The organism is Lysobacter sp. Root983 (assembly GCF_001429345.1).
GTDB lineage: Bacteria > Pseudomonadota > Gammaproteobacteria > Xanthomonadales > Xanthomonadaceae > Lysobacter.
Map to the genome: position 1 here is coordinate 896,552 of NZ_LMJO01000001.1, position 20,835 is coordinate 917,386.

Sequence of the window (20,835 nt, forward strand, 5' to 3'; positions counted from 1 at the left end):
ATCCAGCTCTCCAACTCCGCCGTCCTCTGCCGCCACGCATCGCGACTCACGTCGCTCCCACAGACAGCGAACCGTAGGCTGCGGTGGCAACCGCACCGTCGCGGGCATGCGGTGTCTGGCGATGGTGCGGTTCGCCTTTGGCTCACCACACCCCACGCCTTAGGTCGTCGGCCGCAGGTCGCTTACGCCGTTCCTACCCGAAAGCAGGCCGCGCTTTGCGGCTCAATCGGCGTGGCAATCCGCGCGTCTTACTTCTTCGACGAAGCGTCGCATCAAATCGCCGTCCTTACGGCCTGGCGCGCTCTCGATACCGCTGGACACGTCCACACCCCAGGGCCGGGTGGCCTGGATGGCGTCGAACACGTTATCGGGCACCAACCCGCCGGCGAGCAGGAAGGGCTTGTGCATGGCGGCCGGTATGCGCGACCAGTCGAAGGTCTTGCCGCTGCCGCCGCTGCCGCCGGCGACGTGGCTGTCGAGCAGGAAACCGGCCGCGGCCGGGTAGCGCGCGTGCAGAGCCAGGCCCTGCGGCACCGCCGGATCGACGCCCTCGCCCATCGCCACCGCTTTCAGATACGGCACGCCGAAGGAGCGACAGAAGGTGTCGTTCTCGTCGCCATGGAATTGCAGCAGGCTGGGACGGACCTGGCGCACCACTTCGCGCACCTGTTCGGCCGGGTTGTCCATGAACAAGGCCACCGCATCCACCAGCGGCGCCAACGCCTGACGCATCGCGCGCGCCTCTTCGGCCTCGACGCGGCGCTTGCTGGATTCGGCGAACACGAAACCGATCGCATCGGCGCCGAGTTCGCAGGCCAGGCGCACGTCGCCGGGGCGGGTGAAGCCGCAGAACTTGATGCGGGTACGGAACAGGGTCTTGGGCGCGTGGGTCACAGCAATACCTCCGCCGGCAGTGGCCAGTCCGCAGGGTAGCGCGGACCGACGAACACCAGCCCGGCCGAGGGCGCGGTCGGCCCGGCTTTGGCGCGGTCGCGTCCGGCCAGCAGCTGCGCGATCCATGCTTCGGGTTGTTCGCCGCGCCCCACCGGCAGCAGGCTGCCGACGATGTTGCGGACCATGTGATGCAGGAAGGCGTTGGCCTGCACTTCCATCTCGACGATGTCGCCGTCGCGGCGCACGGCGATGTATTGCAGGTCGCGGCGCGCGTGCGGCGCCTGGCAATGCACGGTCCGGAAGGCCGAGAAGTCGTTCTCGCCCAGCAGCGCCTGGGCCGCGCGATGCATGGCGTCGGCATCGAGCGGACGCCGCTCCCAACTCAGGTACTGGCGCTGCAGGGCCGGACGCACCGGCCGGTTGAGAATGCGATAGCGGTAGCGGCGCGCGCGCGCCGAGAAACGGGCATGGAAGTCGTCGGCGACCGGCACGCACCAGCGCACGCACACCGACGGCGGCAGGCGCGAGGTGGTGCCCAGCACCCAGCCGCGCGGCTCGCGCATCGCCGGGCCGTCGAAATGCACCACCTGGCAGGACGCATGCACGCCGGCATCGGTGCGACCGGCGCAGGTCACGTCGATCTGACGGCCAGCGACGAAGGACAGCGCCGCCTCGACCGCGCCTTGCACGGTGGGTTCGCCGCGCAGGTCGGGTTCGCCCGGCCGGCTCAGACGCTGCCAGCCGGAGAACTCGCCGCCGTCGTATTCGATGCCCAGGGCGTAGCGTCGCGTCGCGGCCGACTCCGCCGCGGCGGACGCCGCCGGAACCTCAGACGCCACGCATTACTCCAGTTCGCGCAACATCCGCGCGGCCTGCTGGCGCGCGGCCAGATCGCCGTTGACCGCGACTTCGCCCAATAGCTGACGCGCGCTTTCGTGATCGCCCAGGTCCATGTAGGCGCGCGCCAGTTCCAGGCGCTCCTGGCCCGGTTGCGCGGCCAGCAAGGGCTCCTGCACCGGCTGCTCGCCGTTGCCGACCGCGGCCACGTGCCACGCCGGCACTTTGCGCTCGGTACCGGGCGCCGACTGCGGCGTGGTCCAGAACGGCGCGGCCTGCGCGGCGGCGGCGGGCGTCGCGACCGGCGCTTCGACCTCCACCGGCTCGACCGCGGGTTCGGCGAAGGCGTCGGCGATCGACGGGCCGGCGGCGCCGGCCGCGACCGGCGCGCGGAACACCGGCTTGGACGGACGCCGACGCAGGAACCACGCGCCGAACGCGGCCAGCAGCAGGACCGCGCCGGTGATCGCCCACGGCAGCATCGCGCCGCCCTGCTCGGCGGCCTGTTTCTGGTTGGACTCGGCCAGGCGCTGCTGCGCCGCGGCCAGTTCGGTGTCCTTGAGCTGGATCAGCTGTTGCTGCTGCTTCTGCAGTTGCTCCAACTCGGCGACGCGGCCCTTGAGGTCGCTGAGTTCGGCCTCGCGTGCGGCCAGCGATTCCTTGGATTCTTGCAGTTCCTGTCGCAGCATCTGGCCCTCGCCTCCGGCATTGATGCCGGACTGTGTACCCGCCCGCGCGGCGCGACTGGCGCCGGGCGGGACGATTTCCAGACGCGCGCCGGCCGAGGCCGTCGCGTCCGTCGCAGCGCCGGCGCTGTTGCCGGCCGCGCGCGGCGCCGTCGCCAGCGGCACCGGCTCCACCGCCGGCTGCGGCGCCGGGCGGCGCGCCTGGCGCCACTGTTGGATCTGCCCGCGCACCAGCGCGCTGGCTTCGCCTGCGTCGATGCTGGCCACTTCGTTGCCGCTGGGCACGCGCAGCACCGCACCCTGCTTGAGGCGATTGACGTCGCCGCCGATGAAGGCGTCGGGGTTGGCGCGCAGCAGCGCGACCATGGTCTGGTCCAGGCTGGCGCCCTCGCCCAGTTCCAGCCCGCTGGCGATGCGCGACAAGGCGTCGCCGCGTTTGACTTCGATCGCCGCGTCGCCCGGATTCACCGGCGCGGCGTTCAGCGGCGGCGCCGGAGTTGGCGCCGGCGGCGCGATCGCGATCGCGGTGGGTTGTTCGGGGAAGGCGTTGGCGGGCGCGGCCGGCACCGCGTCGACGGAGGCCGGGTCCGGCACCACTGCGGCCGGATCGGTCGGCGTGTCGCTGGCGATCACCGCGGCCGGATCGATCGGGCGTTCGATCAGATTGGACGGCGCCGACACCGGCGCCTCGATCGGCGGCTGCAGCGGCGCCGATACGGTCTTGGGGGTGTCGATCAGCGCCGAGTACTCGCGCACCAGACGGCCCTGGCCCCAGTCCACTTCCAGCAGGAAGGTCACCAGCGGCTGGTTCACCGGCTGCTCGCTGGTGACCCGGATCACCGGGTTACCGCGCGCGTCCAGGGCGACCTGGAATTGCAGATCGGAGACGATGCCCTGCGGTGGCATCAGGCCGATGCGGGCGAAGGTCTCCGGCGACGCCAGGCGTGCCTGCAGTTGTTCCAACTCGGCCGGATCGCTGGAGACGATCGGGATCTCCGCCAGCAGCGGCTGGTCGGAACGCGACTTGACCTCGATCTGACCCAGACCGAGCGCGCAGGCGCCGCCGCTGGCCAAGGCCAGCGCCAATGCCAACACGGTACGCGCGAAACGATGCTTCACTCTGGTCCCACTCCCTGTCCCCTGGCGGCGACTCTAGCCGCCGCCACGGTTAATACGCAATGCGGCCGCAATACGGTCACATTACGCCCTGCGCCGCGTTTTAGGCGGCCCAATGCGGCCCGGCCGACTTAAGCGCCGCGCTCAAGCGGCGTGCTGCGCGCGCTGCTCGGCCCAGACCAACTCGGCCAGCTGCACCGCGTTGAGCGCCGCGCCCTTGCGGATGTTGTCGGCCACCACCCACATCGACAGGCCGCGCGGATGCGAGATGTCGTCGCGGATGCGGCCGACGTAGACCGCGTCGTGGCCGGAAGCATGGGTGACCGGGGTCGGATAGCCGCCGCCGACCGCCTCGTCCACCACTTCCAGGCCCGGCGCGTCTTCCAGCAGCTTGCGCGCATCGGCTGCGCTGAGCTTCTCGCGGGTCTCGATGTGCACCGCCTCGGAGTGGGCGTAGAACACCGGCACCCGCACCACGGTGGCGTTCACACCGATCGAGTCGTCGCCGAGGATCTTGCGGGTCTCCCAGACCAGCTTCATCTCTTCGCTGGTGTAGCCGTTGTCGAGGAAGTCGCCGCCGTGCGGGATCACGTTGAACGCGATCTGCACCGGATACACCTCGGCCTTGGTCTCCTGGAAATTCAGCAGGCCCGCGGTCTGCCGACCCAATTCCTCCAGCGCGCGCCGGCCGGTGCCGGACACCGACTGGTAGGTGGCGACGTTGATGCGCTCGATGCCGACCTTGCGATGGATCGGCGCCAGCGCGACCAGCATCTGCATGGTCGAGCAGTTCGGGTTGGCGATGATGCCGCGCGGACGGTTAGCGATCTGCTCCGGATTGACCTCGCTGATCACCAGCGGGATGTCGTCGTCGTAGCGGAAGGCCGAGGAGTTGTCGATCACCACCGCGCCGGCGGCGGCGAACTTGGGCGCGTATTCCTTGGACACCGAACCGCCGGCCGAGAACAGGGCGATGTCGACGCCGGACGGGTCGAATGTGGCCAGGTCCTCGATCACCAGGGTTTTGCCTTCGAACTGAAGTTTCTCGCCCGCCGAGCGTTCGCTCGCCAACACATGCAGTTTGCCGATCGGGAATTTCCGCTCGGCGAGGACTTTCAGCATGGTTTCACCGACCGCTCCGGTAGCACCGACCACGGCGACATTGCAGGACGTCTTGGCGTTCATCAGTCTCGATTTACCTGGCTTGTTAAAAAGCGGAGATTGGGGATTCGGGATTCGGGATTCGTCAAAGCGGCCCAGACGCGGCCCCGCCTCTACCAATCCCGAATCCCCAATCTCGAATCCCGGCTCCTCGATTATCGGCTAAGCGCGGCGCCAATGCGCGAATCGGCGTTCCATTCGCGCGCAACGCGCGCGCGGGGTTCAGGCGCTGCGTTTTCCGCCGCCGGCCAGGGCCTCGGCATTGAGCGGCGACGGCGGACGCCCGGCGTCGGGGCCGCGGTCCAGCGCGGCGATCAGATTGGCCACCGCCAGCGCGACCATGGCGCGGCGCGTGGCCAGGCTGGCGCTGGCGATATGCGGGGTCAGGACCACGTTGCGCAGCGCCAGCAGGCGCGGATTGACCGCCGGCTCGCCCTCGAACACGTCCAGGCCGGCCGCGGCCAGGCGCCCGGCCGCCAGCGCATCGGCCAGCGCCGCTTCGTCGATCAGACCGCCGCGCGCGATGTTGGTGAGGGTAGCGTGCGGGCGTAGCCGCGCCAGCGCGGCCGCGTCGACCAGATGATGATTGGCCGGCGAATACGGCAGCACCAGGACCAGGTGATCGGCGCGCTCGAACAGCGCTTCGAAGCCGACGTACTCGGCGGCGTGTTCGCGTTCCACCGCGTCGGGCAGGCGGCTGCGGTTGTGGTACAGCACGCGCATGCCGAAGCCGGACGCGCGCCGGGCGATGCCGCGGCCGATCCGGCCCATGCCGAGGATGCCCAGGGTGGCGCCGTGGATGTCGCCGCCCAGCAGCGATTCGAAACTCCACTGACGCCAGTGGCCATCACGCAGCCAGCGCTCGGCCTCGGTGATTCGCCGTGCGGTCGCCATCATCAGGGCGAAACCGAAGTCGGCGGTGGTCTCGGTCAGCACGTCCGGGGTGTTGGTGGCCAGGATTCCGGCCGCGCTCAGCGCCGCCAGGTCGAGGTTGTTGTAGCCCACGCCGACATTGGCGATCGCGCGCAGGCGCGAGGCGCCGCCCACCTGGGCCGCGCCGATCGCGTCGTTGAGGGTGACCAGGGCGCCGTCGGCCTCGCGCAGGGCCGCGGCGATCGCGTCCGGGCTGTGCTGGGTGACCGCGGCGGTGCCGACCACGTCGAAGTGCTCGTCCAGCCGCCCGATGACGTCGGCGAACAGCGGTTGCGAGACCCAGACGCGTGGACGCTCAGCCATCGGCGTCGCCGGCCGGAATGCGCGGCGTCACTTCGCCCACGTCGCCGCACTGGGCGCGGTGGCGCAGGGCCTGGTCCATCAGCACCAGCGCGACCATGGCCTCGCAGATCGGGGTGGCGCGGATGCCGACGCAGGGATCGTGGCGACCGGTGGTGATCACTTCGACCTCGTTGCCGTGCACGTCCAGGCCGCGCCCGGGCAGGCGCAGACTGGAGGTCGGCTTGAACGCGGTCGAGCAATGCAGCTGCTGGCCGGTGCTGATGCCGCCGAGGATGCCGCCGGCGTGGTTGGAGGCGAAACCGGTACGCGACATCTCGTCGCGATGCTCGCTGCCGCGCGCGGCCACCGCGGCGAAACCGTCGCCGATCTCCACGCCCTTGACCGCGTTGATGCTCATCAGCGCCGCCGCCAGTTCGCCGTCGAGCTTGCCGTAGATCGGCTCGCCCCAGCCCGGCGGCACGTTGTCGGCGATCACGTCCACGCGCGCGCCGACCGAGTCGCCGGACTTGCGCAGCGCGTCCATGAAGGCCTCCAGCTCGGCGACCTGGGCCGCGTCGGGCCAGAAGAAGGGATTGTCCTCGACCACGCCGAGGTCGTAGCCGTTGGGGAAGATCTCGCCGATCTGCGACATGAAGCCGCGCACCCGCACCCCATGACGCTCGGCCAGCCACTTCTTGGCGATCACGCCCGCGGCCACGCGCATGGTGGTCTCGCGCGCCGAGGAGCGCCCGCCGCCGCGCGGATCGCGCAGGCCGTACTTCTGCCAATAGCTGTAGTCGGCGTGGCCGGGACGGAACTGCTCGGCGATCGAGCCATAGTCCTTGCTGCGCGCATCGGTGTTGCGGATCAGCAGCGCGATCGGGGTACCGGTGGTGCGGCCCTCGTACACGCCACTGAGAATCTCGATCTCGTCGGCCTCGCGCCGCGCCGAGGTGTGGCGGGTCTTGCCGGTGGCGCGGCGGTCGAGGTCGTGGCGGAACTCCTCCGGCGCGATCGCCAGCCCCGGCGGGCAGCCGTCGACCACGCAGCCGATCGCCGGGCCGTGGCTCTCGCCGAAGGTGGTGACCCGCAACAGGCGGCCGAAGGTGTTGTTCGACATGCGTCTCTCTCGTCAGCCGCGGCGCGCGCGTTTCACAGCGCGCATGCCGCCATTTCGGTTTCGGCCTCGCGCATCGGCGCCAGGCGGTCGCGGTCCGGGCCTGCGCCGTCGCGGGACAGCGCGATGTAGAACTCGTGGCCCTGGGTGGCGCTGAACGACCGCTCGCTCAACGCCACCAGGCCCAACCGGTTCAGATCGTCCAGCAGCAGGCGGAACCAGCTCGGGGTGAAGCACCAGGCGTGGATATCCAGATAGGCATCGTGCTGCGCACCGCGTCCATGCCCGTATTCGCGTCCTGGACAGTGTGCACGAACTCGACCGAACTCAGCGAGCGCCCCGCCGCCAAGGCCGCGTCCCAGGCGATCCGCCCGTCCAGCTTGACCACGTTGAGGAAGTAGTCGGCGACCTGGCCCGGGCTGTGATTGCGCCGGCCTTGCAGGTGCGCGTCGATCAGCAGCGATAGCCCGGTCAGGACGCGCAGGCGGTCGAAGCAGTAACGCTGGTCGGGCACCGCCAACGACAGCACCCCGCCCTCGCGCAACAGCGTGTCGCAGTCGTGGAGGAATCCGACCAGATCGGGCACGTGCTCGATCACATGCGAGGCGATGACCCCATCGCAGTGCGCGCTCCGCGCCGGTCAGTTCGGCATAGCGGCCGCCCGTCCAGACGAAGTCGACCTCTTCGATCGCGTCCAGGTCGACGCCGCGATCGCGGTACTGGTGCACCAACGCCGCGCGATCGGCGTGGTCCAGCACCTCGACGTCGTAGCCCTCGCGCCTGGGCGCGACCGGGTTGTGCGAGGGGCCGATCTCCAGACCACGGCCGCGCGCATCGAGCGGAGCCAGTATGCGCGCCTTCCTGTCCATGCCGGCCCGGATCAGCCGCCGCGCTGGCTCGCGAGCTCGGCGATGCGGGCGTGGTGCTCGACCAGATCGCCGCGCTCGGCGACGAAGATGCCCATCTGCCCGACCTTGAACTCGACCCAGGCCAGCGGCAGCTCGGGCAGCAACTCGACCAGGGCGCGCTCGGCCTCGCCGACTTCGCAGATCAGCAGGCCGTGCTCGCTCAGATGGTCCGGGGCGTCGCGCAGGATGCGCAGGGCCAGGTCCAGGCCGTCGTCGCCGGCGCGCAGGCCCAGCTCGGGCTCATAGGAGTATTCCTTGGGCAGCGCGTCGGTTTCGTCGTTGGTGACGTAGGGCGGATTGGTCACGATCAGGTCGTAAACCTCGCCCTGCAGGCCGTCGAACAGGTCCGACTTGCGCAGCTCGACGTTGTCGGCGTGCAGGCGGGCCTTGTTCTCGGCCGCCAACGCCAACGCGTCGTCGTTGATGTCGGCGCCGTGCACCAGCCAATCGGGGTGGTAGTGCGCGGTCGCGATCGCGATGCAGCCCGAACCGGTGCACAGGTCCAGCGCGCGCTCGACCTGACGGCCGCCCAGCCAGGGCTCGAAACCCGACTCGATCAGCTCGGCGATCGGCGAACGCGGCACCAGGGCGCGGCGGTCGCTCTTGAAGCTCAGGCCCGCGAACCAGGCCTCGCCGGTCAGATAGGCGGCCGGGATGCGCTCGCCGATGCGGCGCTCGAACAGCGCCAGCACCGCGTCCTTCTCGTCCGTGGTGACCTTGGCCGCGCCGTAGACCGGGCTCAGATCGTGCGGCAGGTGCAGCGCATGCAGGACCAACTGGGTGGCCTCGTCCAGGGCGTTGTCGTAGCTGTGACCGAAGGTCAGCCCGGCCCCATTGAAGCGACTGGCGCCGTAGCGGATCAGGTCGATGACAGTCAGTTGCTCGAAGGTGGCGGAGGGCACGGCGGATCCGGAAACGTAACAGGGCCGCGCATTATAGCGGCCCGCCGCCCGGCCACGGCTGCCGCGCTCCAGGCGCGGCGGGACTCGCGGACCGGATCACCCGGCCAGCCGCACCCCGCCGGCGGCGCTTAAAGACTCAATTCGTAGGCTGCAGCATCCGCCTGCGCGGCCACCGCCGACACCAGCGACCGGTAGACCATGGCCCCGACCGCGACCTGCGCGGCCCCCGCCAGCAACAGCAGGCCGAACACCAGCCCGGTCTCGGGCACATGCAGGGGCAGTTCCATCATCAGCGGCAGACTGACCATGGCCAGTCCCAGCAACCAGGCGATCGCGACCAGCTTCCTGGCCGCCCGCAAGGACCGCGCCCCACCCGCCGCCGCCCCCTGCCCCGAGCCATCCAGCAGGCGCCGGCCCGCCAGCGCCACCAGACAGGTCGCCAGCACGGAGGCCCGAATCTGCAGCATCCCGGCCGTGATCGCGCCCCACTTGGACAACTCGACGACGTTCAGGTTGGTCCCACTGATCCCCAGCACCGCCACCGCGACCGCCAGCAACAGGACCGCGAAGCCGGCCAACACGCCGCCTTCGACCATGCGCACGGAGGCGGACCAGTCGAAGTCCGGGTTGGTACTGCCGGCGGAGTCTTTTTCGGTCATGGCCTGCCTACTACCCTGCGTCCCTGCTAAGACACCTGACGGTTCACTTTAACTCCAGAACCGCATTCCCTTACAAGCATCCAATCTACTGAATCTGTTCGGGCAAGCTGCAGGCCTTGTAGTAGACCTGACAATCGTTGAAACCCGCTTCCTCGCACATCTTCATGCCCCGCTCGGCCGTGATTTCGACCGTGGGCCCAGCATGCGAACGCGAGTAACCGACTGCTGCGATCACGACAGCGCACTGATTGTCGTATACAAGGTTGACCTTGCAACCCTTCCCGCCTTTCGCTCGACACTCTGCCAAGGCCTCGCTCTTCGCTCTGCGCTTGCTGGTGGCAGCAACCGAAGCCCCGACCCCGACATTGCTAGCCCCATAATCAAACGAGATCGCGCCCCATCGGCTTTGCCACCTGGGACCGCTCACATCGTTTCCAGGGTCGTTCGCCGCAGGTAATGGAACGCAATTTATAACGCCTGTCATGGGGCCGGGAGCTTGCGTAAATCCGTCAGGACATTGCCCATCGCTTGCTGCGTTGAAGCTCAGAGCCAACAGAGCAACACCCAGGCATACCTGCCGTTTTGTACTCATGGCCTGATCCATCTCTCCGATGCTGCATCCGATGATCTGACTATGCCCTGACAACAGGCCTGGCAGGCCTTCCGTGCCCCATCCACCGCGCCATGCGCCCGCACTCACAGCCGCCGTTTTTTCACTGCTTGAGCGCGCTTCTCGATGCTCCCTACGCCGAGCAGATGAAGCAGAGAAGAGTCGCCAGACGGCAAAACCATGCTCAATTAACGCACACGCTCAGCATAACTACAGTCGCTGTAGAACACCCTGCAGCCTTCGCTAACCCCTTCACAGTCGCGGGCACCCAAAGCAACCGCTGCCTCCGCAGTAGCAGCGCGCGCCACGCTGAATTTCGCCTTCCCAACAACCAAAGCTGCGCATTGGTTGTAGTACGCGATATCAACTAGACACTTAACTCCCCCCTTCGCCCGACAGTCCGACAGAGCGGCCCTCTCCGCGGCCCTTTTGCTCGCGAAACCGGTCGAGAAACCCAAGCTGGGTGCGTTAGGGTCCGCCGCGATTGCTCCCCAACGCTTTGCCCAGCGTACGCTCTGTCCGCCTGCCTCATCACCGTAGTAGCCCGGCGGGATGGGTCCGCAAGAATTGGTGGAAGTTCCCGTATGCGGAATCATGCCTGCGGGGCAGCCGCCCTCTGCACGAACGGAAACACCACTCATTGATACATACAACACGACCGCGAGGCCGCGTCGTCGGTATCGGTGCATTCTTCTCTCGGCAGATTGAGCAGAACACTTCATCTGATTCGAACTGGAAGGCTACAACCGGAATAGTAGACTCGGCAGCCCGCGTCGAGCTCGCCGCACCGCTTCATTCCAACTTCTGTCGCGACCCGAACGGACTCCGCGCCTTGCGACAAATACTTTGAATCACCTGTGATCATCACTGCGCACTGATTGTAGTAGACCAGATCCACCTTGCAGGCCTTGCCACCCTGCGTCTTGCATTGAGCGAGCGCTTCCTTTTGTGCCGCCCGCTTTCTCGGTATGTCGGAAGCCGCGCCGAAAGCGGCATTGGCGCCATCGGTTGCAATCGCTCCCCAACGCGTAGCCCACTTGGGACCGGACCCACCCGACCCCGCCCCCCCATCAGGAATTGGAGCGCAGCCCAGTACGCCGGGACCGTTCTGAGGATAAAAGCCTGGCGGGCAGGTACCACCTTCCGCCCGAACCATCCCTACCGGCCCAACGACTAGCAGCAAGAGGACAATGAGTGGAATCTTCATCGGCGATTTCCTCTTGAATTGATGACTTCATCCCGTCCTGGCTGGCTGCTCGCAACACCGTAGGGAGTATTTGCTGGATTGTTGAATGCCCCGGTTTTCGCTGTCTCTATCCGCTTCAAAACGTCGAGTTGCGGCTGCGCGGGAAATTTACCGTATCTGCTGAGGCAGACTACAGGCCTTGTAATAGACTTGGCATTGACTAGTCCCAGCCTCATTACACATCTTCAAACCTCGTGCTGCTGCAATCTCTACAGTTGCTCCACCGTGTGACCTCGAGTAGCCGACGCCAGCAATGACGACGGCACATTGATTGTCGTATATCAGGCTGATCTCACACTTCTGCCCGCCTTTCCCTCGGCACTCCGCCAACGCCGCTTGTTTTGCCTTGCGCTTGCTGCTCATTGCCGCAGCCGCCCCTACGCCGACATTGCTTTTGCCCTCATCGATCGCGATAGCGCCCCATCGACTGGCCCAGCGCGGACCATTCGCCTCGGCTTCAGAGGTGTTGTCGCCGGGAACAGGGCCGCAGTTGATGACTCCCTGAGTCGGGCCCGGCAACTGATAGTAACCGGGGGGGCAGTTCCCCTCAGCCTCAACTTTGGTTGAGACGGCGCTGCAAGCAATCGCCAAAGCAAAGATCGCCTTTAACTTCATATGCATCTCCTTGAAGCTCAATCACGGCCGTGCGCCTATGGAGTTCTGGGTCCTAAACCAGGCAGGGTTTGCCCACCTGTGCGACCAGAGTCTGGATTTGACGCTGCGGGCATGGGCGGTTGATAGGCGGCCTTCGCTTGCGACGTGGCATCAGATTTAGCTTGAAAACCAGAGAAGTGATTGAACCCTCCGAGCGTTCCCTGAAAAAACATCGCAGCCGCCGGCGGCACCGTGATGATCAGCACCGTCAACAGCAGCCCTATCCCGCCTTGCTGCATCGCCTGGGTCGTCAGGCCTTCTACGTCGGTGCCGAGGATGCCGTTGATCGCTTTGGCCATCCACAGCGCCACCGCCACGCGCGAGGCCAGTTCCAAGGCGATCGCGGTCACTGCGCTGAGCATGGCCATCGAGAACAAGGTACCGAGACCGTACATCAGCCATTTCCGGAACAGGTCCTTGGTCTGATCGAAGATCAGGCACAGGATGAACAAAGGTCCCAGGCCGACGAACAGCGCCAAGGTGAACTTGTAGAGCAGCAGCATCGCGCCGGCCGTCATCGGTGGGCTGGCGGTGCCGAAGCCGGCGAACAGCAACGCGCGGGCTTTTTCGTCGTACATCTGTTGGTCGCCGTCGACGATCTGGACCGCGTCGATCGCGCTAAGGGCCACCTGCATGTAGGCCAGGTTCTCGTCGATCGCGTCGGCCGAACTACGGTCGCTATTGCCGGTGAACATCCCGTGCACTTCGCGATCCAGATCTTGGGTGAACGTTCGATGCAAATCACCGCCGAACACCGACATGGTGGTGGCCACGCCGACGATCACCGCGATCCGGGTCATGCTGGTGACCAGCGCGATCATCGGCTCGCGCGACTGGCCGGTGACGATGCGGTAGCCGGCGATCAGGATCCACAGCGTCACCAGGGTCAGGGCGATGCCGGTAGCCCAGGTCATGAAGCGTCCCATGAGTTCCAAGCCGAACTCGTCGACCTTGACGCTGAGGTAGTCGTTGACCAGTTTGAAGAAGGCGAACTCGCCGATGCCGGCCGCGCGCGGCGACCAGGCCTCCCACGCGGCCACAAAGCCGCTGCCCCATTGCAACCCTGCTGGCATCGTTAGCTTCCTGCTGGGGCCAAGCCCCGTTCGATGAAATGCGATTCGCCCGCGCTACCGGCGACTCAGGGCTTCAGAGCGGCCTTGAGCGCAGCGGCCTGGACGACCTGACCGACGATGCCACCCATGCCCTGCCCCTTCTTGCCACGCATCGCACGCTTGGCCAGCCGCGCCTGATCCCACTTCAAGGACTCGATGTAGCTGTGGTAGGCGGTCATGCGGGCCTGCCAGTAGTCGAGGTCCATCGAGGTGCGCGCCACGAATCGCTGGACCTCGTTGTCGTTGGCCGCCAACGCGCCTTGCTCATCCCCGACGTTGTCGCGCTGCCGCTGCACGTCCTGGAACTCTCGATTGCGCTTCATCAGCGTCTTGAGCATGCGCACGGACTCGTTGTATTTGGCGTTCTCCGCCTGAACCAGGCGCTCGCAGATCTTCTGCTGCTCGTCCAGTACTTTGCCGTCCATCTTCGGCTGCGCCGCCGTGAACACCCGGGTCAGCAAGCTGCTCGCGCCGCCTTCGCCGTTGCCCTTGGCGGGGCAGCTGTCCGCCATCCCGTAGTTCAGATCGCGCTCGGGAAAGGTGTCCTCCATCTCCGGATCGCCCATGTTCAGGCGCTGCAGACGTATCAACTGCTGCTGATAGTGCTTGTAAGTGTCGTTGTAGGACTTGTAGGTCTCGCCCCAGCGCTGCGCCTGGAGCGCGAACTCTTGCGAGTCGGCGAAGGTCTGCCTGATCTGCCCCATGATCAGGCTGGGATCCTGGACGATCCATTGCGCGGCCGCCGGCCCGGACGCCAAGCCGCAAACGGCCAGTAGCGCGATGGTGCAGCGGCGCTTGCGCGACAAAGACGGGAAGCTCCATTTCATCGTATTCATCCTCTCGCGATTCATTTCGCGACCGAGCTGGCACAGAAAATAATGTGGAATTAATACACAGTTATTGACCCACTAAGATCGCGACTTAAACCAACAACAACGCGACCTTGATCACATTAGCGCCAGTTTGCGACGCCAGCACAAGAGGGGTTTTCCACTAGGTCGAGGCACTATTCAGCGACCCGATGATAATCAACTGATAATTCGTGCCATATCACACAAATAATCACCAAATTCCGCCGAATAAATACCCACAACAAAACTCACAATCGAAGCAAGGGCGGACACGGCGAGTTTTGTCTTCATGGCGAACGGAACGGCGCGTACGAGCCGTTCCATCGGCGCCCAAGCGCCAACCTCCTTGCTCGCAGGCTTGCGACGACGGGCCGATCCCCCGCCCGCTGCGGCGCTATGCCGCACCCGCCCTGCGCGGCCGGCCCGGTATCATGCGGGGGATACCCCTGTCGGACCGGCCATGTTCAATCGCACCACCGTCATCGTCCTCGTCGCCGCGCTGGCCGCTGCGCTCGGCCTGTGGGCCGCGCAACGCTACTTCGGTGCGGCCGCGCCCTCGCAGTGGCCGCAGACTCAGGCCGTGCGCCTGTTCTCGCCGCCGCGCGAGCTGCCGGCCTACTCGCTGCGCCAGTCCGATGGCACCGCCTTGGTGCCAGGCGAGCTCAAGGGCCACTGGACCCTGGTGTTCCTGGGCTTCACTCATTGCCCCGACATCTGCCCGACCACCCTGGGCGAGATGGCGCAAGCGCAGAAGCAGTGGGCCTCGATCCCGGAAGCGCTGCGCCCGCGCGTGCTGTTCGTGTCGGTCGATCCGGAACGCGACACGCCCGACCGTATCGGCGAGTACGCGCATGCCTTCCACAAGGACACCCTGGCCGCGACCGCGGATCTGCCGGCGCTGGAGCGCTTCGCCAAATCGCTGAGCATGGTGTTCGCCAAGGTGCCGCCGCCGGAGGGCGTGCCGGCCAATCAGTACTCGGTCGATCACAGCGCCTCGATGGCGGTACTGGACCCGCAAGGCCGCATGGCCGGTTTGATCCAGCCGCCGCTGGATCCCAAGGCCATCGCCGCGGACATGGCCGCCCTGACCGAGGCCATGCCGTGAGCCTGCTGACCACCTTCACCTACATCCTGCCGCACCGCGCGCTGTCGTCGATCGCGCGCGCCCTGGCCTACTCCAGCCGCCCGGCGGTCAAGCAGTGGCTGATCGACACGGTCACGCGCAAGTTCGGCGTCGACCTGTCCGAGGCCGCCGAATCCGATCAGCGCGCCTACCCGACCTTCAACGCCTTTTTCACCCGCGCGCTCAAGCCGGGGGCGCGCGTGGCCGATCCCGATCCGCGCAGCCTGCTGATGCCGGCCGACGGCCGCATCAGCCAGTGCGGGCCGATCGTGCACGGCGACATTTTCCAGGCCAAGGGCCAGTCCTTCACCGCAGCCGAGCTGCTGGGCGACGAAGCGGCGGCCGAGCCGTTCGAGAACGGCGTGTACGCGACCGTGTACCTGTCGCCGAAGGACTATCACCGCGTGCACATGCCCTGGGCCGGCACCCTGCGCGAAACCGTGCACGTGCCGGGGCGTTTGTTCTCGGTCGGTCCGGACGCGGTGCGCAACGTGCCGCGCCTGTTCGCGCGCAACGAACGCCTGGTCTGCCACTTCGATACCGACTTCGGCCCGATGGCGGTGGTAATGGTAGGCGCGCTGCTGGTCTCGGGCGTGGAAACGGTGTGGAGCGGCGTCGAGATTCCGCGTTACGCCGATACCGTCACGGTCAAGGACTATCGCGGCGCCAACATCGCGCTGGACCGTTTCGCCGAGATGGCGCGCTTCAATTACGGCTCCACCGTGATCGTGTTGCTGCCGCCGGGCGTGGCCGCGCTGTCGCCGGCGCTGGCCGCGGAGACGGCGGTGCGGCTCGGGCAGGCGCTGGCCACTCTGACCGACTGAAGACGCCGGCGCGCCAACCCCTCTCCACTGCGGAGAGGGGTTGGGCAAACACCAAGTAGCTCAGTAGATCGGCGTAGCCACATAGGCCATGCCGGCGCCGGTCTGCGGATTGATCGCCTGTCCGCTGATGCGGCCGAAATCGTCGATGTCGGTCGCGGTGGTCAGGCGCGGACCGTCGGCGGGGAAATCCGCGATCAGATCGCGCAGGCGATGCACGCCGCCGTCGCGCCACAGCACCGCATCGCAGGCCGCCATGCTGGCATCCGTGCAGGAACGCCCCACCGCGTGCCGCCACAGGTTCAAGCCGTTGGCCTGCGCATTGAGGTGGCCAGCAAGCTTCGGCAGCGCGCGCATGCCGCCATGGCGCGTCCACAGGAAGGCGCCCCAGTCCGGCGCTCCCTCCTCGGTGAGCGACTGATTGCCGAAGCCGACCACGTCGCCTTGCGGGTTGATCGCCATCGGCGTATTCCAGGCCGCGCCGCCGATATCGCCCAACACCGTCGGCTTGCCGCGCTCCCACAAGACTGCGCGGATCGCGCTGAACTTGCCGACCGCGTCGTCGCAGATGCCGGAAATGCCGACTACCTGGCCGCGGTCGTTGATCGCGGTGGCGGCGCTCACCGTATCGCCGGCCGCCACCACCGGCGGCAGCTCCTGGATGCGGTTGCGGCGCGGCTCCCACAGCGCGGCGCGGAACTGGAACTTCTGCGGCAGCGTGCAGCCGACCGGGTCGCGCACCGCGGTCTCGGCCCAGCCCACGACCTGGCCGAAATTATTGGCGCCGGTGGCGAAACCGTGGGTGCCGCCGAAGGTCGGCAGGGCCTGCATGCGTCCGTCCTCCCAGACGAAGCCCAGGCACTGATAGCGCGGCGTACCGGCCGGCCGCGCGAGCAGGAACGACGAGCAGCTCCAGTCCTCGTTCTCGCTGTCGATCACATTGGTTTCGGCGATGCCGGCGACGATGCCGCGCACGTTCTTCACCGGCCAGACGACGGCGCTCTGTCGCTCCGGGCTACCCAATGTGCCCAGGTCGGTGATCTGCTGGTTGCGCCAGAGCACGGCGTGGCGATGCGACGGCGCGGGCGCGGTCAGCGTCGATCGGCCGGCGACCCAGCCCAGGTCGTTGATGCTGGTGGCGGTGCTGGAACCGCCCAGCGACGGCAGGTAATCGATGCGATAGCGCGGTGGCGCGGCCTGTGCGGCGCCGATGGCGAACAGATTAAGACTCAACAGCGAAACGGGCAGCGAGAGCTTCATGGCGGGGCTCCTTTAGGCCGAGCGCGGTCGTCGCGATGCGCGAGCGCGATCAGCGTGGATGTATCGACAGTGATGCGATTGCGCGCCGGCGGCGCAGCGTCTGTATGCGCTGGGCTAAGGCCGATTACTCGCCGTTTTCGGACGACTTCCTACCGCGTGACGCATGCGAATTTTCGCGCGCAGTCCGGAAGCGGAAAGATGTGCGCAGGCTGCGGATTGACGCTGCGTAGAACGTCGATTGGAGCGACCACATCGAATCGAATCGAATCGAATCGAATCGAATCGAATCGAATCGAATCGAATCGAATCGAATCGTTATCCAATGTAGCGACCGACCTGGCTCACGGATCGGCGCTCGCTACGATGAATCGGCCTGCGCGCACGCCAGTGCCACGGCAAAAGCCGGACACTGGCGGAAACGCCGTGAGCGCCGGCCGCGGCGCGCAGGCGATCGCGAATCGGCGGCCGATCGTTAGCGGCGATGCCGGCGACGCTCGCCGGCGGGCGCTACATCGAGCGCGCGGCCCGTTGGCTTTGCTGCTGCTCCTGCTGCTCGCTCTGCGGCGAGGGCGCGGCGCTCAGGCGCTGTTGCAGTTCTTCGCTGCGACCGCGCAACGCGTCGGCCAGGGGCATCGATGCGATCCGGCGACCGGGATCGCCCAGGTCGCCCTGCACTACCAGCACATTGGGCTCCTGCCCGGGCGGCGAGCGTCCCAGCATCACGTGGTCGATGCGGTCGAAACGGTGCTGCGCGGCCAGGCAAGCCACGTTGAGATCCAGGCATGCGCGCGCATCGCCGCTCACCGCGCCCAGCTGAGCGTCCAGGCCGCGGCCCTGATCGCGCGCCTGCCGCAACAGCGGATGGTCCGCGCGCTCGGGCGCCACCGGCGCATCCACGTCCAGGCTTGCGCGCAGTCCGGGCGCGCGCGGGTCCACGTGCAGCAGTTGGCTGACGTTGCCGTCGCGGGCCAGGTTGAGGTCGGTGGTGCCGTCGCGGTTGCGCACGCGGCTGAGGTCGTTGCGCGCGACCTCCGACCACTGCCCGTCCAGGTAGGCGCGGCCGGGTCCGTCGCGGTTCCAAAGCACGAAGTCGTCGCCCTGAGCGTACAGCCCGCCGGTGGCGCGGTTGCGGCCCTCGGCTTGCGGGCGGCCGTAGGCATAGCCCGCGCCGCGGTCCAGGGCATCGATGAACGCCGGCGCTTGCTCCTTCTGCAGGAACAGCTCCTTGATGGTGGTGTACTCGGCGCGCTGGTTGGGACGGGTGGCGTCCTGGCCCAATTGCGAAGGATTGGCCAGCGGATCGGCGAGCACGCCCTGCCACGCGGTATGCAGGGGGCTGCGCGCATCGGCATTGCGTAGTGCGACCACCACCTCGGCCCCGGCCAGAGTGGCGTCGCGGCCGGACTCCATGTAATCGCCGTTGGCGCGCAGCATGCGGCCGATGGCCTGATTGACGTCCGCGACGCTGTCGTGGGTGCCGTTGTTCATGTCGCGCAACAGGCCCGGCGCCCAGCGATCGCCGCTCTGGTTCTCGACCTTGGCGACCATGGCCGCCAGGCGGATCTGATCGTCCGGTGTGGAATTGCGGAACAGCGCGGTCTGACGTACCTGCGCCAGGGTACCGGTCATCAACTCCTCGACCTGGGCCGCATCGCGATCGTGGATGTAGGTGACGCCGGCATCGGAGCGCAGGAAGGTATTGAGGTTGCGTTCGATGCGCGCGTCCATCGGCCGGCCGTTCTGCGCGTCGATGGTGTCGCCGTTGCGAGCCAGGTCGGCGGCGGTCTGGCGACGCTCCGCCGCGCTGAGCGCGGTGCCGGCCGGCTGGGTGGCGGCCCAGGCCTGGTAGGCATTCAGCAGGGACGGAATCACTTCCGGGTGCTGCCCCAGATCGGTCTGCAGGGTGCCGATGGAATAACCGCTGTTGCCGACCGGGGACATGCGTCCGGTATCGGCGTCGCGGTTGCCGGCGAAGGACAGGCGCGTGGATACGTCGCGCCCGCCGATGCTGCCTTCGGAGCCCACGCCGATGGCGAAATACGCCACCGCGCGCAGTTCGGCATCGGTCAGCGGGCGCGGCGCGGCGGCGGCGGGCGCTACTTGGTCTGCGGGTACGTTCATCGCGTCGCCTCCTTGGCTTGGTCGCGCTCAGTCTTGCTCGGCGTCTTCTTCGCAGCCGCTGCTGTCGTCGGGCACGGCTTGGCCGGCCCCGGCCGGGTGCAGTTTCAGGTAAGGCCGGTAGCCGTCGCCGGACTTGCGGTACCAGCCCAGCACGGCGCCTTCGCGCGCCAGGTAGGCCGATGCTTCGCCGTAGTTCGGGCAGGCGGGAATTTTGCCATCGGCTTCGCCTTCGCTGCACAGGCGCAGATACAGACGTCCATCGCGCAGCTCGCCCTGCAACTGGCCGCTGTCGCCACGCGCGCGGGTGCCGTCGTCCCAACGACCGCTAACGCCACTGCCGGACTCGGCCAACTCCAGGTGGGCGCTGTGCTGCCAGCCGCAGGACTGGCGATAAGCCCATTGACCCGAGAATTCTTGCTTCGGCGCCGCCGCGACGGGTGCGACCGCGGGTGCGGGCGCTGGTGCAGCGGCGGGCGCGGGCGCGGCGGCGGTCCGATCGGGGGTCGCCGCCTCGGCCGGCTCGACGGCGGCGCTGTCGGGGCTGGGCGACTTGGCGGCGCAGGCCGGCAACGCCAACAAGGCGGCTAAGGCGAAAGCGCTGAAACAACGTCCTGTAAGCATGGGGCCACCGAGGCTCCTGTCGGTGGCTCAGTAGTAGCACGAGGCTCGGACCGACGACAAGACAGATCGGAGACGTACAAAGCATGCCCCTGACGGCCGCTCACCCGAGTGAGGCGATACCTGCGCGACTGCGTGCGTTCGGCGCCTGCGCGACCCGCGCGGCCGCCAGCATGGATCGAGCTACCGTCGTGGCGATCGTGGCGCCGGCCATGCGAGCAGGCGCAGCTATCGGCGCTGCTCCAACTCGCCTAATTCGCGCTCGAACCTCACGACCAGGGCCGGGTCGGCGTCCTTGCGGTGCTGGTCGAGAAAGCGCCGCAGTTCGCTGCGGTACTCCTCGACGAACTCGGGGTTGTCCGGGCTCGCCGCCAGTTGCGCGGCGGCTCTGTCCACCGGCCCGCGCGCCTGCGCGACCACCCAACGGCGCCCGTAGTCCGACTCGTCGCTCATGATCGCGACGTTGCGCTCGAAGCCGCGCACGTACTTGACCACGAACCGCTGGCCTTGCGGCGGCAGCAGGATCTCGTTGCGGATCGGGTAGATGCTGGCCGACATGGTGTCGAACTCGATCTTGACGTCGCGCCCGTCGGCGGTGCGCAACACCGCCCAGTAGTCGGAAATGTATTGGTCGTTGAGGGTGGAGTTGGTCAGCTCGGAGTGCACGATCACCGCCGTGCCGCGGCTGCCGTAGGCATTTAGGAACCAGGCGTTGAGAATATGACCGGTGAAGATGTTGAGCTGGCCGCCGATGAAGGCCGCCAGCAACAGCAGCATCCAGCGCGCCTTTCCGGTCCACCGCACCATCAACAGACTCGCCGCCAGCGCCAGCAGGACCAGCGCCAACCACGACCAGAACGGATGGTGCGCGAGCGCGTAGAAGAAGCCGGAAAGTACGATCATGAGGCGAGAGCGATCCGTGGC

General features: G+C 67.3%; 18 protein-coding genes and 1 pseudogene. 2 read left to right on the top strand and 17 right to left on the bottom strand.

Annotation, left to right across the window (positions count from 1 at the left end; genetic code table 11):
• Positions 1-222 precede the first annotated feature (222 nt).
• From ASE43_RS03915 to ASE43_RS03965, 13 genes and pseudogenes are all read right to left on the bottom strand, one after another.
• Positions 223-894 (bottom strand): phosphoribosylanthranilate isomerase, encoded by a 672-nt coding sequence (locus tag ASE43_RS03915; protein WP_057159517.1) that lies wholly within the window; start codon positions 892-894, stop codon positions 223-225.
• A complete protein-coding gene (gene truA / locus ASE43_RS03920; protein WP_057159518.1) occupies positions 891-1,733 on the bottom strand; it encodes a tRNA pseudouridine(38-40) synthase TruA in 843 nt (280 codons plus the stop codon). The genes ASE43_RS03915 and truA overlap by 4 nt, the downstream gene beginning before the upstream one ends.
• Before the next feature lie 3 nt (positions 1,734-1,736).
• The gene (locus ASE43_RS03925; protein WP_235568641.1) at positions 1,737-3,536 is read right to left on the bottom strand and encodes a FimV/HubP family polar landmark protein; all 1,800 of its coding nucleotides are present in this window, start codon (positions 3,534-3,536) and stop codon (positions 1,737-1,739) included.
• 141 nt (positions 3,537-3,677) lie between these two features.
• Positions 3,678-4,718 (bottom strand): aspartate-semialdehyde dehydrogenase, encoded by a 1,041-nt coding sequence (locus ASE43_RS03930; protein ID WP_056175472.1) that lies wholly within the window; start codon positions 4,716-4,718, stop codon positions 3,678-3,680.
• Between the two features lie 198 nt (positions 4,719-4,916).
• Positions 4,917-5,930 (bottom strand): D-glycerate dehydrogenase, encoded by a 1,014-nt coding sequence (locus tag ASE43_RS03935; protein ID WP_057159520.1) that lies wholly within the window; start codon positions 5,928-5,930, stop codon positions 4,917-4,919.
• On the bottom strand, positions 5,923-7,029 hold the full coding sequence (gene aroC / locus ASE43_RS03940; RefSeq protein ID WP_056175478.1) for a chorismate synthase: 1,107 nt from the start codon (positions 7,027-7,029) through the stop codon (positions 5,923-5,925). Before aroC ends, ASE43_RS03935 begins: the two co-directional genes overlap by 8 nt.
• 32 nt (positions 7,030-7,061) lie before the next feature.
• On the bottom strand, positions 7,062-7,214 hold the full coding sequence (locus tag ASE43_RS21575; RefSeq protein ID WP_157499650.1) for a hypothetical protein: 153 nt from the start codon (positions 7,212-7,214) through the stop codon (positions 7,062-7,064).
• A 5-nt stretch (positions 7,215-7,219) separates the two neighbouring features.
• Positions 7,220-7,651, bottom strand: a pseudogene (locus ASE43_RS03945) (methyltransferase domain-containing protein); the annotation flags it as partial.
• Between the two features lie 255 nt (positions 7,652-7,906).
• Entirely contained in the window at positions 7,907-8,836 is a 930-nt protein-coding gene (prmB, locus tag ASE43_RS03950) for a 50S ribosomal protein L3 N(5)-glutamine methyltransferase (protein WP_057159522.1), read from the bottom strand.
• A 128-nt stretch (positions 8,837-8,964) separates the two neighbouring features.
• Complete coding sequence (locus ASE43_RS03955; protein ID WP_057159523.1) at positions 8,965-9,495, bottom strand: hypothetical protein; 531 nt, start codon at positions 9,493-9,495, stop codon at positions 8,965-8,967.
• A gap of 1,964 nt (positions 9,496-11,459) precedes the next feature.
• Positions 11,460-11,966 (bottom strand): DUF4189 domain-containing protein, encoded by a 507-nt coding sequence (locus ASE43_RS21080; protein ID WP_162258746.1) that lies wholly within the window; start codon positions 11,964-11,966, stop codon positions 11,460-11,462.
• A 35-nt stretch (positions 11,967-12,001) separates the two neighbouring features.
• Complete coding sequence (locus tag ASE43_RS03960; protein WP_235568642.1) at positions 12,002-13,078, bottom strand: type IV secretion system protein; 1,077 nt, start codon at positions 13,076-13,078, stop codon at positions 12,002-12,004.
• Positions 13,079-13,143: 65 nt separating this feature from the next.
• A complete protein-coding gene (locus tag ASE43_RS03965) occupies positions 13,144-13,944 on the bottom strand; it encodes a DUF4141 domain-containing protein (protein WP_235568643.1) in 801 nt (266 codons plus the stop codon).
• Between the two features lie 484 nt (positions 13,945-14,428).
• Here ASE43_RS03965 and ASE43_RS03970 point away from each other — a divergent pair, with 484 nt between their 5' ends.
• Together ASE43_RS03970 and asd are read left to right on the top strand one after the other, a co-directional pair.
• Positions 14,429-15,073 carry an SCO family protein gene (locus ASE43_RS03970; protein WP_056175493.1) on the top strand — a complete coding sequence of 215 codons (645 nt, stop codon included), beginning with the start codon at positions 14,429-14,431 and terminating at the stop codon, positions 15,071-15,073.
• A complete protein-coding gene (gene asd, locus ASE43_RS03975) occupies positions 15,070-15,915 on the top strand; it encodes an archaetidylserine decarboxylase (protein ID WP_057159525.1) in 846 nt (281 codons plus the stop codon). The genes ASE43_RS03970 and asd overlap by 4 nt, the downstream gene beginning before the upstream one ends.
• A gap of 60 nt (positions 15,916-15,975) precedes the next feature.
• On the opposite strand, the gene ASE43_RS03980 is transcribed toward asd, so the two are convergent.
• The 4 genes from ASE43_RS03980 to ASE43_RS03995 form a co-directional block, all read right to left on the bottom strand.
• Entirely contained in the window at positions 15,976-17,172 is a 1,197-nt protein-coding gene (locus ASE43_RS03980) for a hypothetical protein (protein ID WP_057159526.1), read from the bottom strand.
• A gap of 507 nt (positions 17,173-17,679) precedes the next feature.
• The gene (locus ASE43_RS03985) at positions 17,680-19,293 is read right to left on the bottom strand and encodes an XVIPCD domain-containing protein (RefSeq protein WP_056175501.1); all 1,614 of its coding nucleotides are present in this window, start codon (positions 19,291-19,293) and stop codon (positions 17,680-17,682) included.
• A gap of 27 nt (positions 19,294-19,320) precedes the next feature.
• Positions 19,321-19,914, bottom strand: coding sequence for a hypothetical protein (locus ASE43_RS03990; protein ID WP_157499652.1), 594 nt, complete (start codon positions 19,912-19,914; stop codon positions 19,321-19,323).
• 225 nt (positions 19,915-20,139) lie between these two features.
• A complete protein-coding gene (locus ASE43_RS03995) occupies positions 20,140-20,814 on the bottom strand; it encodes a hypothetical protein (RefSeq protein WP_057159528.1) in 675 nt (224 codons plus the stop codon).
• Positions 20,815-20,835: the final 21 nt, after the last annotated feature.

Bases quoted from the DNA above. Each gene is read 5' to 3' on its own strand.
- ASE43_RS03930 (WP_056175472.1), bottom strand. From the start codon at position 4,718: ATGAACGCCAAGACGTCCTGCAATGTCGCCGTGGTCGGTGCTACCGGA.
- ASE43_RS03935 (WP_057159520.1), bottom strand. From the start codon at position 5,930: ATGGCTGAGCGTCCACGCGTCTGGGTCTCGCAACCGCTGTTCGCCGAC.
- aroC (WP_056175478.1), bottom strand. From the start codon at position 7,029: ATGTCGAACAACACCTTCGGCCGCCTGTTGCGGGTCACCACCTTCGGC.
- ASE43_RS03955 (WP_057159523.1), bottom strand. From the start codon at position 9,495: ATGACCGAAAAAGACTCCGCCGGCAGTACCAACCCGGACTTCGACTGG.
- ASE43_RS21080 (WP_162258746.1), bottom strand. From the start codon at position 11,966: ATGAAGTTAAAGGCGATCTTTGCTTTGGCGATTGCTTGCAGCGCCGTC.
- ASE43_RS03960 (WP_235568642.1), bottom strand. From the start codon at position 13,078: ATGCCAGCAGGGTTGCAATGGGGCAGCGGCTTTGTGGCCGCGTGGGAG.
- ASE43_RS03965 (WP_235568643.1), bottom strand. From the start codon at position 13,944: ATGAAATGGAGCTTCCCGTCTTTGTCGCGCAAGCGCCGCTGCACCATC.
- ASE43_RS03970 (WP_056175493.1), top strand. From the start codon at position 14,429: ATGTTCAATCGCACCACCGTCATCGTCCTCGTCGCCGCGCTGGCCGCT.
- ASE43_RS03980 (WP_057159526.1), bottom strand. From the start codon at position 17,172: ATGAAGCTCTCGCTGCCCGTTTCGCTGTTGAGTCTTAATCTGTTCGCC.
- ASE43_RS03985 (WP_056175501.1), bottom strand. From the start codon at position 19,293: ATGAACGTACCCGCAGACCAAGTAGCGCCCGCCGCCGCCGCGCCGCGC.
- ASE43_RS03990 (WP_157499652.1), bottom strand. From the start codon at position 19,914: ATGCTTACAGGACGTTGTTTCAGCGCTTTCGCCTTAGCCGCCTTGTTG.
- ASE43_RS03995 (WP_057159528.1), bottom strand. From the start codon at position 20,814: ATGATCGTACTTTCCGGCTTCTTCTACGCGCTCGCGCACCATCCGTTC.